Source organism: Paraburkholderia sp. Ac-20340 (assembly GCF_017104965.1).
In the GTDB taxonomy this organism is placed as follows: domain Bacteria; phylum Pseudomonadota; class Gammaproteobacteria; order Burkholderiales; family Burkholderiaceae; genus Paraburkholderia.
Map to the genome: position 1 here is coordinate 377,534 of NZ_JAAGPR010000003.1, position 13,651 is coordinate 391,184.

Annotated in this window: 11 protein-coding genes; 1 reads left to right on the forward strand and 10 read right to left on the reverse strand. The window is 64.0% G+C overall.

Annotation, left to right across the window (positions count from 1 at the left end; all coding sequences use genetic code 11):
• Window positions 1-24: 24 nt before the first annotated feature.
• Window positions 25-258, reverse strand: coding sequence for a DUF465 domain-containing protein (locus tag G3N59_RS06895; RefSeq protein ID WP_205981801.1), 234 nt, complete (start codon window positions 256-258; stop codon window positions 25-27).
• A 133-nt stretch (window positions 259-391) separates the two neighbouring features.
• Complete coding sequence (locus G3N59_RS06900) at window positions 392-1,276, reverse strand: colicin transporter (protein WP_346777854.1); 885 nt, start codon at window positions 1,274-1,276, stop codon at window positions 392-394.
• A gap of 312 nt (window positions 1,277-1,588) precedes the next feature.
• On the opposite strand from G3N59_RS06900, the gene G3N59_RS06905 reads away from it, so the two are divergent.
• Window positions 1,589-3,943, forward strand: coding sequence for a Tex family protein (locus G3N59_RS06905; protein ID WP_205981803.1), 2,355 nt, complete (start codon window positions 1,589-1,591; stop codon window positions 3,941-3,943).
• A gap of 23 nt (window positions 3,944-3,966) precedes the next feature.
• Here G3N59_RS06905 and G3N59_RS06910 read toward each other — a convergent pair whose 3' ends face one another.
• The 8 genes from G3N59_RS06910 to hflK all read right to left on the reverse strand — a co-directional run bounded on the left by G3N59_RS06910 (window position 3,967) and on the right by hflK (window position 13,622).
• Window positions 3,967-5,253 (reverse strand): hypothetical protein, encoded by a 1,287-nt coding sequence (locus tag G3N59_RS06910; RefSeq protein WP_241023225.1) that lies wholly within the window; start codon window positions 5,251-5,253, stop codon window positions 3,967-3,969.
• Between the two features lie 138 nt (window positions 5,254-5,391).
• Window positions 5,392-7,278, reverse strand: coding sequence for a potassium transporter Kup (locus G3N59_RS06915; protein ID WP_205981805.1), 1,887 nt, complete (start codon window positions 7,276-7,278; stop codon window positions 5,392-5,394).
• Window positions 7,279-7,563: 285 nt separating this feature from the next.
• Entirely contained in the window at window positions 7,564-8,136 is a 573-nt protein-coding gene (locus G3N59_RS06920; RefSeq protein WP_205981806.1) for a phosphoribosyltransferase, read from the reverse strand.
• Window positions 8,137-8,160: 24 nt separating this feature from the next.
• Window positions 8,161-9,507: an adenylosuccinate synthase gene (locus G3N59_RS06925; RefSeq protein ID WP_205981808.1), complete on the reverse strand. Its 1,347-nt coding sequence runs from the start codon at window positions 9,505-9,507 to the stop codon at window positions 8,161-8,163.
• A gap of 168 nt (window positions 9,508-9,675) precedes the next feature.
• Window positions 9,676-10,830, reverse strand: coding sequence for an ATP phosphoribosyltransferase regulatory subunit (locus tag G3N59_RS06930; protein ID WP_205981809.1), 1,155 nt, complete (start codon window positions 10,828-10,830; stop codon window positions 9,676-9,678).
• A 148-nt stretch (window positions 10,831-10,978) separates the two neighbouring features.
• Window positions 10,979-11,170 (reverse strand): DUF2065 domain-containing protein, encoded by a 192-nt coding sequence (locus tag G3N59_RS06935; protein ID WP_027814897.1) that lies wholly within the window; start codon window positions 11,168-11,170, stop codon window positions 10,979-10,981.
• A gap of 44 nt (window positions 11,171-11,214) precedes the next feature.
• Window positions 11,215-12,114 carry a protease modulator HflC gene (locus G3N59_RS06940; RefSeq protein WP_205981811.1) on the reverse strand — a complete coding sequence of 300 codons (900 nt, stop codon included), beginning with the start codon at window positions 12,112-12,114 and terminating at the stop codon, window positions 11,215-11,217.
• A gap of 11 nt (window positions 12,115-12,125) precedes the next feature.
• A complete protein-coding gene (gene hflK / locus G3N59_RS06945; RefSeq protein WP_205981814.1) occupies window positions 12,126-13,622 on the reverse strand; it encodes an FtsH protease activity modulator HflK in 1,497 nt (498 codons plus the stop codon).
• Between the last annotated feature and the right edge of the window lie 29 nt (window positions 13,623-13,651).

Sequence of the window (13,651 nt, forward strand, 5' to 3'; positions counted from 1 at the left end):
CCCGGCGCCTGCCGGGACCCGGAATCAGGCGTGGCCGTTCGAGGTCTTCGGTAAATCGGGGTCCAGCTGCAATTGCAGCAGGAGTATGTTGTCTTTCAGCTTGAGCTTGCGCCTTTTCAGCTTCTGCAGTTCGAGATCGTCGAAGTCCGACGTCTCGCACATCCGCTCGATCGTACGGTTGAGATCACCGTGCTCCGATTCCAGTTGCAGAATACGGTCACGAAGGACCTCGCTCTTGACTTCACGTTGCTCGCGCATGCTCGCCTCCTCGTCATGATCGGCGTGCACCTTGCGAAAGGGTCGCACGCCTGAGGTTGCTGTCTGGCTGAAAAAGCGTGATGTTGCCGGGTAAGCCTGGTATCGCCCGGCATGGCCTGGGCGTTGCCGGGTATTACTGGTTCTGCTGCTTTTGCTGCTTCAGCAGATCCTGCTGTTGCTTGAGCTGCTGTTCCTGCTGCTGCTTTTGCTGCGCCTGCTGCTGCGCCTTCTCGGCCGCCTGCTTCTGACGTTCCTGCACGTCAGCCGCGTGCTTTGCCGCGTCCTGCTGCTTCTGCTCGAAACGCTCGGCCTTCTGGTCGCGCTCCTGAGCCTTCTGCTGGCCTTCGCGGCGTGCCTGGTCCAATTGCTGCTGGTAATTCGACTGCTTGCTGTCGTAGGCGGCCTGATTGGCGTCGCGCTGCGACTGCGCCTGCGCACCTGCACGCTGCGCCTGATCGAGCGCGTGCTGACGCTGCTTGTTCTCAAACGCCTGCGTATTGGCGGCACGCTGCGGCGCTTCTGCCTGACGCTGCGCCTGATCGAGCTCATGCTGGCGCTGCTTGTCCTCGAACGACTGCGCGCTCTTCGCCTCGTTGGCGGCGCGCTGCGGCGCGTCGGCCTGATCGCGGGCGCGCTGCAGGGCGGCCTGTTCGTCGCGGCGGCGCGCGTTATCGGCGCGCTGCTCTTCGTCGAGTGCCAACTGCTCGCGGCGGATGTCGGCCTGCACCACGCGCATCTTGTCGCGCGCCTTGCCCAAACAGTGATTCACGAAAAACGTGTCGTAGCAGTTGTGCTGCGCCACGCCATATTCATAGTTATTTTCCGCCGTACGCCGGTCCAGCACCTTCTGGCGCGCACCGAAATCGTTCGGCGCACCGCTCGTGTCCTGCGCGCCGGAAGCCGCCAACGGCACGGCTGCGCTGGACGCCGGGCGCACGCCTTGCGCGCCTTTGCCCGCAGTATCGACACCGGACACCACCCCGGAAGCCGCTTCCTGCGCGAGGGCCGGAACACTCACCGATGCCAGCAAGGCTACGGCACACGCCGCCGCACGGGCGGTGGTCCGCCATGCCGCGACTTCGCGCGCAATGGACCGGACGGAAAGGGAATCGGGTATCAAGCCAGGCATCAAGCGGGATGGGTTCAACGTCTTCTGAGGGCAGCGGAACATGCCGCAAATTCTAACATCCCCCGAGTTGAGCGCCCCGCCATTTATGGCAAAATGCCCCGCTCTACTGGCCGGCGGGCCTCCCATCGCGGACCTGTCCCGCCGGTTGCCGGATAGCCAATCCGGACCGCAAACCGATCCTCGCAGGAATATCCAGACCCTATGACGGAAACCGTAGCACTCAAGATCGTCCAGCGTATCGCCAGCGAGCTGACCGTTCAGCCGCGTCAGGTGGCGGCCGCCGTCCAGCTTCTCGACGAAGGAGCGACTGTTCCGTTCATCGCCCGTTACCGCAAGGAAGTCACGGGCAATCTCGACGATACGCAGCTGCGCACGCTCGAAGAGCGCCTGATCTATCTGCGCGAGCTCGAAGAGCGCCGCGCCGCGATCCTCGCGAGCATCGAAGAGCAAGGCAAGCTCACCGACGAGCTGCGCACCGCCATCGAAGCCGCCGACAGCAAACAGGTCCTCGAAGACCTCTATCTGCCCTACAAACCCAAGCGCCGCACGCGTGCGCAGATCGCCCGCGAAGCCGGCCTGCAGCCGCTCGCCGACGCCCTGCTCGCCAACCCGCTGCTCGATCCGCAAACCGAAGCCGCGCAGTACGTGAACGCCGAAAAGGGCGTGGCTGACGTGAAAGCCGCGCTCGACGGCGCGCGCGACATTCTCTCGGAACAGTTCGGCGAAACCGCCGAACTGCTCGGCAAGCTGCGCGACTGGTTGCACAACCAGGGCGTGGTGATGTCGAGCGTGGTCGAAGGCAAGGAAAACGAGGAAGGCGAGAAGTTCCGCGACTACTACGACTACTCGGAAACCATCAAGACCGTGCCGTCGCACCGCGCGCTCGCCCTGTTCCGCGGCCGCAACGCGGGCGTGCTGATGGTCAAGCTGGGACTCGGCGGCGAGCAGGATACGCAGACGCCGCATCCGGGCGAAGCGCATATTGCGCGTCACTTCGGCATCGCCAATCAGGGCCGTCCGGGCGACAAGTGGCTTTCCGATGTGTGCCGCTGGTGCTGGCGCGTCAAGGTGCAGCCGCATCTCGAAAACGAACTGCTGACGAACCTGCGCGAGCAGGCCGAAAACGAGGCGATCCGCGTGTTCGCGCGCAACCTCAAGGATCTGCTGCTGGCCGCACCGGCCGGCCCGAAGGCCGTGATCGGCCTCGATCCGGGCCTGCGCACGGGCGTGAAGGTGGCCGTGGTCGATCGCACCGGCAAGGTGCTCGCCACCGACACGATCTACCCGCACGAGCCGCGCCGCGACTGGGACGGCTCGCTCGCGAAGCTCGCGCGCATTGCCGCGCAAACGCAGGCGGAGCTGATCAGTATCGGCAACGGTACGGCTTCGCGTGAAACCGACAAGCTGGCGAGCGAACTGATTTCGAAGCATCCGGAACTGAAGCTGCAGAAGATCGTGGTGTCCGAGGCGGGCGCGTCGGTTTATTCGGCATCCGAACTGGCGGCGAAGGAATTCCCGGACATGGACGTCTCGCTGCGCGGCGCCGTGTCGATTGCGCGCCGTCTGCAAGACCCGCTCGCCGAACTCGTGAAAATCGAGCCGAAGGCGATTGGCGTCGGCCAGTATCAGCACGATGTGAACCAGCGCGAACTGGCGCGCTCGCTCGACGCGACCGTCGAGGATTGCGTGAACGCGGTGGGCGTGGATGCGAACACGGCGTCGGTGGCGCTGCTGGCGCGCGTGTCGGGTCTGAACTCGACGCTCGCGCGCAATATCGTCGATTATCGCGATGCGAACGGTCCGTTCCCTTCGCGCGAACACCTGAAGAAGGTGCCGCGACTGGGCGACAAGACCTTCGAACAGGCCGCCGGCTTCCTGCGCATCAACAGCGGCGACAACCCGCTCGATCGCTCGTCGGTTCACCCGGAAGCGTACCCGGTCGTCGAGCGCATGCTTGCGAAAATCAAGCGCTCGATTGGCGATGTGCTCGGCAATCGCGAGGCGCTTTCGGGACTCTCGCCGACCGAGTTCGTCGATGATCGCTTCGGTCTGCCGACCGTGCGCGACATTCTCTCCGAACTCGAAAAGCCGGGCCGCGACCCGCGCCCCGAGTTCAAGACCGCCACCTTCCGCGATGGCGTCGAGAAGGTCTCGGATCTGGTGCCGGGCATGGTGCTCGAAGGCGTCGTGACCAACGTGGCCGCGTTCGGTGCGTTTATCGACGTGGGCGTGCACCAGGACGGTCTGGTGCACGTTTCGGCGCTGTCGACGAAGTTCATCAAGGACCCGCACGAAGTCGTGAAGGCCGGTCAGGTCGTGAAGGTGAAGGTGCTCGACGTCGATGTGAAACGTCAGCGTATCGCGCTCACCATGCGTATGGACGACGATCCTGCAAGCGCTGCGCAACGTAGCGGCGGCGGCGCGGGTGCCGGCGGCAATCGCGACCGGAATGAGCGCGGCGATCGCGGCGGCAATGGCAATCGTGGCGGCCAGCGTTCGCGCGATGCGGAACCGGCTGGCGCGATGGCGGCGGCGTTTGCGAAGTTGAAGCGGTAAAAACCTGTCACGCGCACGCGGTCCTACTGGCCCGTGCGCATGACAGGCGCAAGTTTGACACTGGGTACGAGATAACGCGCCGCGTCGGGCTGCAGTACAGGCGTCAATCGATCGAACGTCACCTTGACTTGCGGTCCGAGGCACGCGCCCAATGCGTGACCGATTCCGGAAACCACGAACCCGAGCGTGTTCGGCGCGTATAAGGCATAGGCGAGATACTCCGGCAGTTCATCCGCACAATCCAGATCCTCGTCGCTGTCGCTCCCTTTGACTTTCAGTCCGCGGTCATGTGTGCGCTTGATGAAATCCGTCATCTGCGCGGTGGGCTCGGGAAAGCCATCCTTGTTCATCTGGTAAGCCTTCAAGATCCGGTTCCAATCCAGATAGTCGCCCCGCAGCAGGTCGAACGTGATCGGTACATAGTGATTGTCGGGATGCGCACCACCACAGAACGAACTGCCCGCCTCGGTAACACCAAGCAATGCCGTCGACAGCCATGTGACCTCGACGATCTCGTCGTCGATATCGCCTAGCGTGCCGGCAGCCGGACCGTCGTCGGTGTAGCGCGTCGCCACGCAAGCCAGTGCCGCCAGACTCAATTGCCATTGGCGCTGTTCGAGCAGGTGGTTGATGTGCGCCATGCGCTGCGCGTCGGGATAGCGGCTCAAGCGCGGGTAGAGAAACTTTGTACGAGGATCGCGCCACATCCGGTAGGCGACCACGCCATCGCCGATCTCAGGCCCAACAGGCTGCGCCCTTCCTTCTAGTTTGCGGGTTTCGTACGGCGCCTGAGTTGCATTGATATCCGCGTCGAACGCAATCCCGCTTCCGACACCGCCTGAAATGTCTTTCGTCACGGCTTCGACCGCGTCGGGCGCGACCTTGTCCGGATCGTATTGCGCTATGCGCTTCAGCGCAAATGTACGCGTCGCACCGGTACGTTGATCGATCCAGCTTCCGCGATAGCCGGTTCCGTCCAACGTCCCCTTCCAGATCGCAGCGGGTTCATCGAAATCTACTCCGTCTCCGCCGGCACTATTGTCCCCCGTGCGAGCGCGCAGGTCGGCGAGTGCTAATGGCTCGCGAAGATCGTTGGGTTTGCCTTTCAACGGAATATCCACGCCAAATCGCGCGTAGAAGTAGCGGCCGCCGATTTCCCCGTTGGTAGCGGGCTGGCTATCGAGTTCCATCACAATTTCCCCGGCACCTTGCAGCGTGCCTTGATAAACCGTGCGTGGCGCAGCAAACACCGGTGTTTGCCAGACGTTGGCCAAAGCAAACATCCCGATCAAAAGCAGGCGGAGCGTCATCGTTTCAGGTACGTGGTAAATGGCTCAACGTTGGCTCCAGACATGAGTGGCTGGAGATACAAAAAGGCCCTGGTCTGAGCCAGGGCCTCACCTTGCTTGACGTGCGCCTGCAAGCATAAGCGCACATCGACCGCATCATCAAATCTCGATCTTCGTCCCCAACTCCACCACGCGATTGGCGGGGATGCTGAAGAAGTCGGTCGGCTTCGCGGCGTTCTGATGCATCCACGCGAACACACGCTCGCGGAAAATCGACATGCCGGGCAACTGCGTCGGCACCACGGTTTCGCGCGCGATGAAGAACGACGTGTCCATCATTTCGAACATCAGCCCTTGCGAGCGGCCCACTTCCTCGAGCACGGCCTTCACGTCCGGCGTTTCGTTGAACCCGTAATCGGCCTTCACCAGATACAGACCGCCGCCCACATCCCGCACGTTCACGCGCTCGGCATTCGGCACGTAAGGAATGTCGCGAATCTTGAAGGTCAGGAAGAAGGTGCGTTCGTGCAGCACCTTGTTGTGCTTGAGGTTGTGCAGCAGGCTCACCGGCACGAGCGTGTCGCTGCCCGTCAGGTAGATCGCCGTTCCCGACACGCGATGCGGCGGATGCGCCAGCAGACCCTGCAGGAAAGGCATCAGCGGAATGCCGTCGGCGGCCGTGCGCTCCTTGACGATCATGCGCCCCTTGAACCAGGTCATCAGCAGGAAGAACAGCAATGCGCCGATTCCCAGCGGCAGCCAGCCACCCTCTTCGACCTTCAGCAGATTGGCGCCGAAAAAGCCCAGATCCACGGCCAGCAACACGCTGATGATGGCCGCGACGAGCGCCTTGTTCCACTTCCACACCTTCGTCATCACGACGGCGACCAGCACCGTGGTGATCACCATCGTCGCGGTCACGGCGATACCGTAGGCGGCGGCCAGGTTGTCCGAGCTCTTGAACGCCACCACGATGCACAGAATGATGAACAGCAGCATCCAGTTCACGACCGGCACATAGATCTGGCCGATGGCGAGATCGGACGTATGCAGCACCTTCATGCGCGGCACGTAGCCGAGCAGAATCGCCTGACTGGTGAGCGAATATGCGCCCGAAATTACCGCCTGCGAGGCAATCACCGTAGCAACCGTCGAGAGCACGACGAGCGGCAGCAGCGCCCAGTCCGGCGCGAGCAGGAAGAACGGGTTTTCGATCGCGTGATGGTCCTGCATAAGCAGCGCGCCCTGGCCGAAGTAATTCAGCACCAGCGAGGGCATGACGAGCGAGTACCACGCGCAGCGAATCGGCTTGGCGCCGAAGTGGCCCATATCGGCGTAGAGCGCTTCCGCGCCGGTCAGCACCAGCACGACCGAGCCGAGCACCACGTAGGCCTGCAGCAGGTGCGCGCCCATGAAGGTGAAGGCGTAATACGGATTGAACGCGGCCAGCACGCCCGGCTGCTCGATGATGCGCGACACGCCGAGCACGGCGATCGTCACGAACCACAGCACCATGATCGGCCCGAACAGGCGGCCGACGAGCGAGGTGCCGTGGCGCTGAATCCAGAACAGCGCGATCAGGATCACCATGGTCAGCGGCAGGACCAGGTGCGCGAGTTTCGGTGCGGCGAGCTCGAGCCCCTCGACCGCCGACATCACGGAAATCGCCGGTGTAATCACCGCGTCGCCGTAGAACATGCAGGCGCCGAAAATGCCCAGCGCCGTGAGCACCACCGCCGCCTTGCTTCTGCGGTCGAACGAGCGCATGGCCATCGCCATCAGCGCGAGCACGCCGCCTTCGCCGTTGTTGTCGGCGCGCATCACGAACAGGACGTATTTGACGCTGACGACGATCACGATCGCCCAGAACAGCAGCGAAATAACGCCGAGGATGGAAGTGTCGTTGAGAGGAATGCCGTGGGCGGGGCTGAACGCCTCTTTCAGCGAGTACAGCGGACTCGTGCCGATGTCGCCGAACACCACGCCGATGGCCGCTACGGCGAGCGAGGGTAGCGGCTGTTTTGCCACGTGCGTGTTAGTTGTCATATACGCGGAGATCCGTTTGAGGCGGAAAAAACGAGCGCTATTCTAAACCGGCTTCGGGGGCGGAACCCAGTGGGGCCGCAGCGTATGCGTTGTGACCCCGCGACGCACCGCTTTCCGGGGCAGTTTAGCATCGGCCTTTGACAGCGTCTGCCCGCCTGCGCCACATAGTGAGCGCAAGCAGGCGCCAAAGCGCGGCAAACGCCGCAGCACAAAGGCCGCGCGCAAAAAAAACGGAGCCTCGTGAGGCTCCGTTCGATGCCATGGCGGCCGCGCTACTGCTGCGACTTACTTCTGCGAATCCTGCTGGGCCTGCTGGAGGCCTCGCTTGATCCATGCGCCAAGATTGTGCGGACGTACCGTGTCCCATTCCTCGAAAGGCTGGTGAATCCACGGATTGGTCGGCAGATGCTGGACAAAGTAGTCCGGCGTCACCTTCGAGCAGCCCTTGTACCAGAGCACCGCGGAACGCACGCCGGTCACCGCCGGGTAGCGCAGCTTCAGGTGCTCCTGCACGCGAGCGAGCGTGACGCCCGAATCGACCAGATCGTCGACCAGCAGCACGTTGCCCGAGAGTTCGCCGCGCGTCATCGTGATGTACTGCGCGATGTCGAGTTCGCCCTGCTCCGTGCCCGCCGCTTCGCGGTACGAGCTGGTCGCGAGAATCGCCAGCGGCAGATCGTAGATGCGCGAGAGCTGGTCGCCCACGCGCAGCCCGCCACGGGCGAGACACAGGATCTGGTCGAACTTCCAGCGCGACTCGTGAACCTTGAGCGCGAGCAGTTCGATCAGCCGGTGGTACTCATCCCAGCCTACCCACAGATGCTTATCGTCGTTGCGCGGGTCCGTCATTTGAATCATCTTTTGCTTCTACCTTCTTACCACTTAGACCTTGAACGGATGACGCAGCAGGATCGTTTCGTCGCGATCCGGGCCGGTCGAAACCATGTCGATCGGCACACCAGCGACTTCCTGCACACGCGTGAGGTAGGCCTGGGCGCTCTTCGGCAGTGCGTCGAACTGGGTGACGCCGATCGTGCTTTCCTTCCAGCCTTCGAACGTTTCGTAGACCGGCTCGCACGCTGCAACCTGCGAGGCGCCGCGCGGGAGAATATCGACATCCTTGCCATCGACCTTGTAGCCGACGCACAGCTTGACTTCCTCGAGACCGTCGAGCACGTCGAGCTTGGTGATGCACAGGCCCGTCACGCCGTTGATCTGGATCGAGCGGCGCAGCGCGGCAGCGTCGAGCCAGCCGGTGCGGCGCGGACGACCCGTGACCGAACCGAATTCCTTGCCGACCTTCGCGAGCGTGAGGCCCACTTCTTCCTGGCGATCGGCGTTGTCGGCGTCGTACAGTTCGCTCGGGAACGGACCCGAACCGACGCGCGTGCAGTACGCCTTGGTGATGCCCAGAACGTAGTTCAGCTTCTGCGGACCGACGCCGGCGCCAGCCGAAGCCGCACCTGCGACGCAGTTGCTCGAGGTGACGAACGGGTACGTGCCGTGATCGATGTCGAGCAGCGTGCCTTGCGCGCCTTCGAACAGCAGATTGCTGCCTTCGTTGTTCACGTCATACAGACGACGCGAAACGTCCGTTACCATCGGCTTCAGACGGTCGGCGTACGAGAGCATCGTGTCGAGCGTCTGCTGATAGTCGACCGCCGGCGCGCCCAGATACTGCGTGAGCACGAAGTTGTGGTAGTCGAGGTTTTCGCGCAGACGTGCAGCGAAAGTTTCCGGCTCGAACAGGTCCTGCACGCGCAGACCGCGGCGTGCCACCTTGTCTTCGTAGGCCGGGCCGATACCGCGGCCGGTCGTACCGATCTTCGCAGCGCCGCGCTTCGCTTCGCGAGCCTGGTCGATGGCGATGTGGTACGGCAGGATCAGGGTGGTGGCTTCGGAGATGAAGAGGCGCTTCTGGACGTCGATGCCCGCTTCTTCGAGTTCGCCGATTTCCTTGAACAGGGCTTCGGGCGAGAGCACCACGCCGTTGCCGATGTAGCAGGCGACGCCGGCGCGCATGATGCCCGACGGGATCAGTCGGAGAATGGTCTTCTTGCCGCCGATGATGAGAGTGTGGCCGGCGTTATGACCGCCCTGGAAACGCACCACGCCTTGCGCGTGGTCCGTCAGCCAGTCGACGATCTTGCCCTTGCCTTCATCGCCCCATTGGGTGCCCACGACGACGACATTGCGTCCCGGGGTTACATTCACTGCGCTGGCAGACATGGTGTTTCGTTAGCTGGTTAAAAACGTATTCTACCTGGGTTCGGCGGCAAGACCGCCATTTTTTCCCGAAATTCGCGGAATTTCCGTTTCCGCTCAACGGCATGCGGGTTGGCGCCCAGGGCTTACTGCACCCTTTTTGCGCCCTTCCCGCGCCATCAAGCGGACATTTCAGGCGCCGTGCGCTTCCACGACCCAAACGCCGTCGCGCTCGACCAGAACGCGGTCGCAGGCGAATTCGTCCATATCGTGTTCGTGCCCCGGCAGCGCCTGGATGACGACTTCGCCCGCATCGCGCAGGGCCGCGACGGCGGCGCGCAGCGCTTCGTCGTGACGCCACGGCGCGAGCACCGCGGTGCTGCGCGCTTCCACCGGCGAAATACGCGCCACTTCGCGCAGATCGAGCGAGAAACCCGTTGCCGCACGCGCACGGCCGTAAGCCTCGCCAACCTTGTCGTAACGGCCGCCGCGGGCGACCGCGTTCGGCACGCCGTCCACATACGCCGAGAACATCACGCCGCTGTGATACGCGTAACCGCCCAGATCCGCGAGATCGAGCATCAATTCCGCGCCTTCGATTTCGCCCATCAGGAATGCGAGATCGTCGAGTGCGCGCGCGATACCCGGCAGCGCCGGCAGGCGCTTGCGCGCTTCGTCGATCACGCTGGCGTCGCCGTACAGCGAAGGCAGTGCGCGCAGTGCGTCGCGCGACACCGGCTGCAGCTTCGCCGTCAGTTCGGCCAGACGCGGCACGTCCTTTCCTGCGAGCGCTTCATACAGCGCGTCGCCGAGTGCGGCAGCGGCCGGATCGGCTTCGAAAATCGCCGCGAGCACGCCGGCGTGCGACAGATCCAGGCGCACCTTCGAGAGGCCCGCCAGACGCAGCGCATCGAGCAGCAGCTGCTGGATTTCGAGGTCGGCTTCGAGACCGGCGTGACCGTAGATTTCGGCGCCGATCTGGATCTGCTCGCGCGTGGCGTGCAGACCGCGCGGGCGCGTATGCAGCACGTTGCCCGCGTAGCACAGTCGCGTCACGCCCTGACGGTTCAACAGATGCGCATCGATACGCGCCACCTGCGGCGTCATGTCGGCGCGCAGACCGAGCGTGCGGCCCGAGAGCTGATCCACCAGCTTGAAGGTACGCAGATCCAGATCGCGCCCGCTGCCGACCAGCAGCGACTCGATGTACTCGAGCAGCGGCGGCATGACCATTTCGTAGCCATAGGCGCGGAAACGGTCCAGCAGGCGGCGGCGCAGCTCTTCGATCTTGCGTGCCTCGGAAGGCAGCACGTCGGCGATATTCTCGGGAAGTAACCAGGTCGACATCGGGTGAGTCCTACAACGAAAAAGGCCGCAAAAAAGCCGCGATTCGGGCCGCGCGAGCAACGCGAGACGCGACGAAGGCGCGCGCGAACGCACCCTGCACGGGCCGGACGATAGAAACGGCGAACGCCTCGCGGCGCGCGCCTTGAATTCAGGTAGCGAGCATCAACAGCACGAGACCGAGCACCATCACGATCAACCCGCCGATCCGGATGTGATGTGGCGGCCGTTCCGCAATTCTACGGAAAGTGTCGCGCCACGCCGTCGGGAAGACGAACGGAAACATGCCCTCGATAATCAGCATCAATGCGATCGCGAGCAACAGGGAGCCGGCTATGTCCATGCGAAGAAGATGCGCCGCGCACACGCGCGGCGCCAGTGTCTCGTTTAGTGTTTGCGCGGTGCGGCGGGCGCCGACGGCGCGTCCCCGTTAGGGCTGCGCATGTAGCGGAAGAAGTCGCTCGACGAATCGACGACGACGACATCGCCCGGCTTGAAGCTCTCGCGGTACGCCTGCATGCTCTGGTAGAAGCGGTAGAAGTCCGGGTCGCGGCCATACGCCTGTGCAGCGATCGCAGCGGCCTTGCCGTCGCCGTCGCCCTTGATGGCCTGCGCCTGGCTGTACGCATCCGCGACGGCGCCCTGCTGCTTGCGCTCCGCATCGTCCTTGATCTGCTGGGCTTCGGCGGCGCCCTTCGCGCGCTCGTCGGCGGCGGCCTGCTCGCGTGCGGCGCTCATGCGCTTGTAGACCACGTCGGCCACTTCGGACGGATAGTCGATGCGCGTGAGTTCGATATCGACCACGTCGATGCCGAGCGGCGCGGCGGCCGTCTTGAGTTCGTCGCGCGCGCGGGCCGCGATGGCTTCCTGCTGCGCCAGCGCGTCGGCCAGCGTGACCTTCGAGAACGCGTCGGCCAGCGCATCGCGCGAAAGCGAAGCGAGCCGGTCGGCGAGCGTCTGCGGATCGCCCTTGGTGGCCGCGAACAGCTTGAGCGGCGCGCCGATGCGATAACGCACCACTGGATTCACCAGCAGCTCGCTTTTATCGGAGGTCGTGTAACGGTCCGCGTCCGGCGCGTCGAACGCCTGGATGCGGGTATCGAGGAAAGTCGTGGTCTGGAACGGCGGCGGCAGCTTCACGTGCAGACCGGGTTCGGCCAGCGAGGCCTTCGAGCCGCCCGAGGACGACACCACGGCCACATGACGCGGATCGACGACGAAAACCGCCGACGATGCCACCAGCACCACCACCACGAAGGCAACGACGAACGCAATGATCTTGTTCATGTCGGCGCCCCTTATTGCACGTCGTCTTCGCGGCCGCGCGAGCGGAACGCGTCGCGCGAACGGAAGGCATCGCTAGCCGCTTGCGCCGCATCGCTGGCCGAGGGCGCGGCTGCCGCGCCCTGCTGCTGCGAGCCTTGCTGCGTGCCCTGTTGCGGGGCTTGCTGCAGGCTTTGCGGCTGCGCGTTTGGCTGTGCGTTTGGCTGCGGATTCTGCTGCAGATCGCCGCTTGCTGCCGGCGCGGATGCGGCGTTCGAATCGGCCGAACCATTCGCTGCGTTCGCCGCGGGCACGCCCGCGCCCGAAGTAGCCGCCGCAGCCGCAGCACGCTGACGCGTTGCATCGACGATCTTGTCGAGCGGCAGATAAATCACGTTATTGCCCGACTTGCTGTCGACGAACACCTTCGTCGAATTCGAGTAGATGTGCTGCATCGTGTCCAGGTACATGCGCTCGCGAATCACCGCCGGCGCTTTCGCGTACTGCTCGTAGACGCTGTTGAAGCGCTGGGCGTCGCCCTGTGCCTGCGCAACCACGCGGTCGCTGTAGGCCTTGGCATCGTCGATCAGACGCGCGCCGTCGGCTTGCGCACGCGGCAGCAGCTGGTCGGCATAGGCCTGCGCATCGCGCTTTGCACGCTCGCGGTCCTGATGCGCCTTGGCTTCGTCGTCGAAAGCCGCCTGCACGCGATCGGGCGCCGCGACGCTTTGAATCGTCACGCCCACCACGCCCAGCCCGGTCTTGTACTGGTCGAGCGCGTGCTGGATCGTATCGGCGAGTTGCGCGCGGATCGGTTCGCGGTCCGCGTAGAGCAGATCGTTGGTGCTGTGCGCGCCCACGACCGCACGCACGGCAGCCTGCGCGGCCTGGCTCACGGAAAGATCGGGATCGACACTGCGGAACAGGTAGTCGGTCGGCTGCTTGACCTGGTACTGCACGATCAGGCGCACGTCGAGAATGTCGCCGTCATGCGTAATCACGGACGCATCCTTCGCGTTCGACGGACGCACCACGTTGTTACGGCCGATCTCGACACTGCGGATCTGGCCGACGTTGACGACATCATGCGCCTGGAACGGGAACGGCAGGCGCCAATGCACGCCCGGACCCACCGTATGGCGATACTGGCCGAACTGCAGGACCACGCCGGCCTGACCGTCCTGAATGATGAACACGCCACTACCCACGTAGATCGCGATCAGCACGCCGAGCACGAGGCCCACGCCGATGCGCGCACCGTGGCCGTTGTCCGGGCGCGGGCCGAGGCCGCCAGGCCCCTTGCCCTTCTTGCCGAAGAACGACGACAGGCGGCGATTGAACTCGCGCCACATTTCGTCGAGATCCGGCGGGCCGTCGCCCTTGCCGCCGTTGCCGTTGTTGTTGCCGTTGTTACCTGAGGGACGCCGTTCGTCGCTACGCTGGCCATTGCCCTCGCCGCGGCCCCATCGCGGGTCGTTCAGCGAGAAAATGGCACGCGCGCGCCAGCCAGTCCGCTTGTTGTAATCGTTCACCTGTGTTCGTTCACCAGAGTAGACAGCGG

Bases quoted from the DNA above. Each gene is read 5' to 3' on its own strand.
- G3N59_RS06940 (WP_205981811.1), bottom strand. From the start codon at position 12,114: ATGAACAAGATCATTGCGTTCGTCGTTGCCTTCGTGGTGGTGGTGCTG.
- G3N59_RS06895 (WP_205981801.1), bottom strand. From the start codon at position 258: ATGCGCGAGCAACGTGAAGTCAAGAGCGAGGTCCTTCGTGACCGTATT.
- G3N59_RS06910 (WP_241023225.1), bottom strand. From the start codon at position 5,253: ATGACGCTCCGCCTGCTTTTGATCGGGATGTTTGCTTTGGCCAACGTC.
- G3N59_RS06930 (WP_205981809.1), bottom strand. From the start codon at position 10,830: ATGTCGACCTGGTTACTTCCCGAGAATATCGCCGACGTGCTGCCTTCC.
- G3N59_RS06935 (WP_027814897.1), bottom strand. From the start codon at position 11,170: ATGGACATAGCCGGCTCCCTGTTGCTCGCGATCGCATTGATGCTGATT.
- G3N59_RS06905 (WP_205981803.1), top strand. From the start codon at position 1,589: ATGACGGAAACCGTAGCACTCAAGATCGTCCAGCGTATCGCCAGCGAG.
- G3N59_RS06915 (WP_205981805.1), bottom strand. From the start codon at position 7,278: ATGACAACTAACACGCACGTGGCAAAACAGCCGCTACCCTCGCTCGCC.
- G3N59_RS06920 (WP_205981806.1), bottom strand. From the start codon at position 8,136: ATGATTCAAATGACGGACCCGCGCAACGACGATAAGCATCTGTGGGTA.
- G3N59_RS06925 (WP_205981808.1), bottom strand. From the start codon at position 9,507: ATGTCTGCCAGCGCAGTGAATGTAACCCCGGGACGCAATGTCGTCGTC.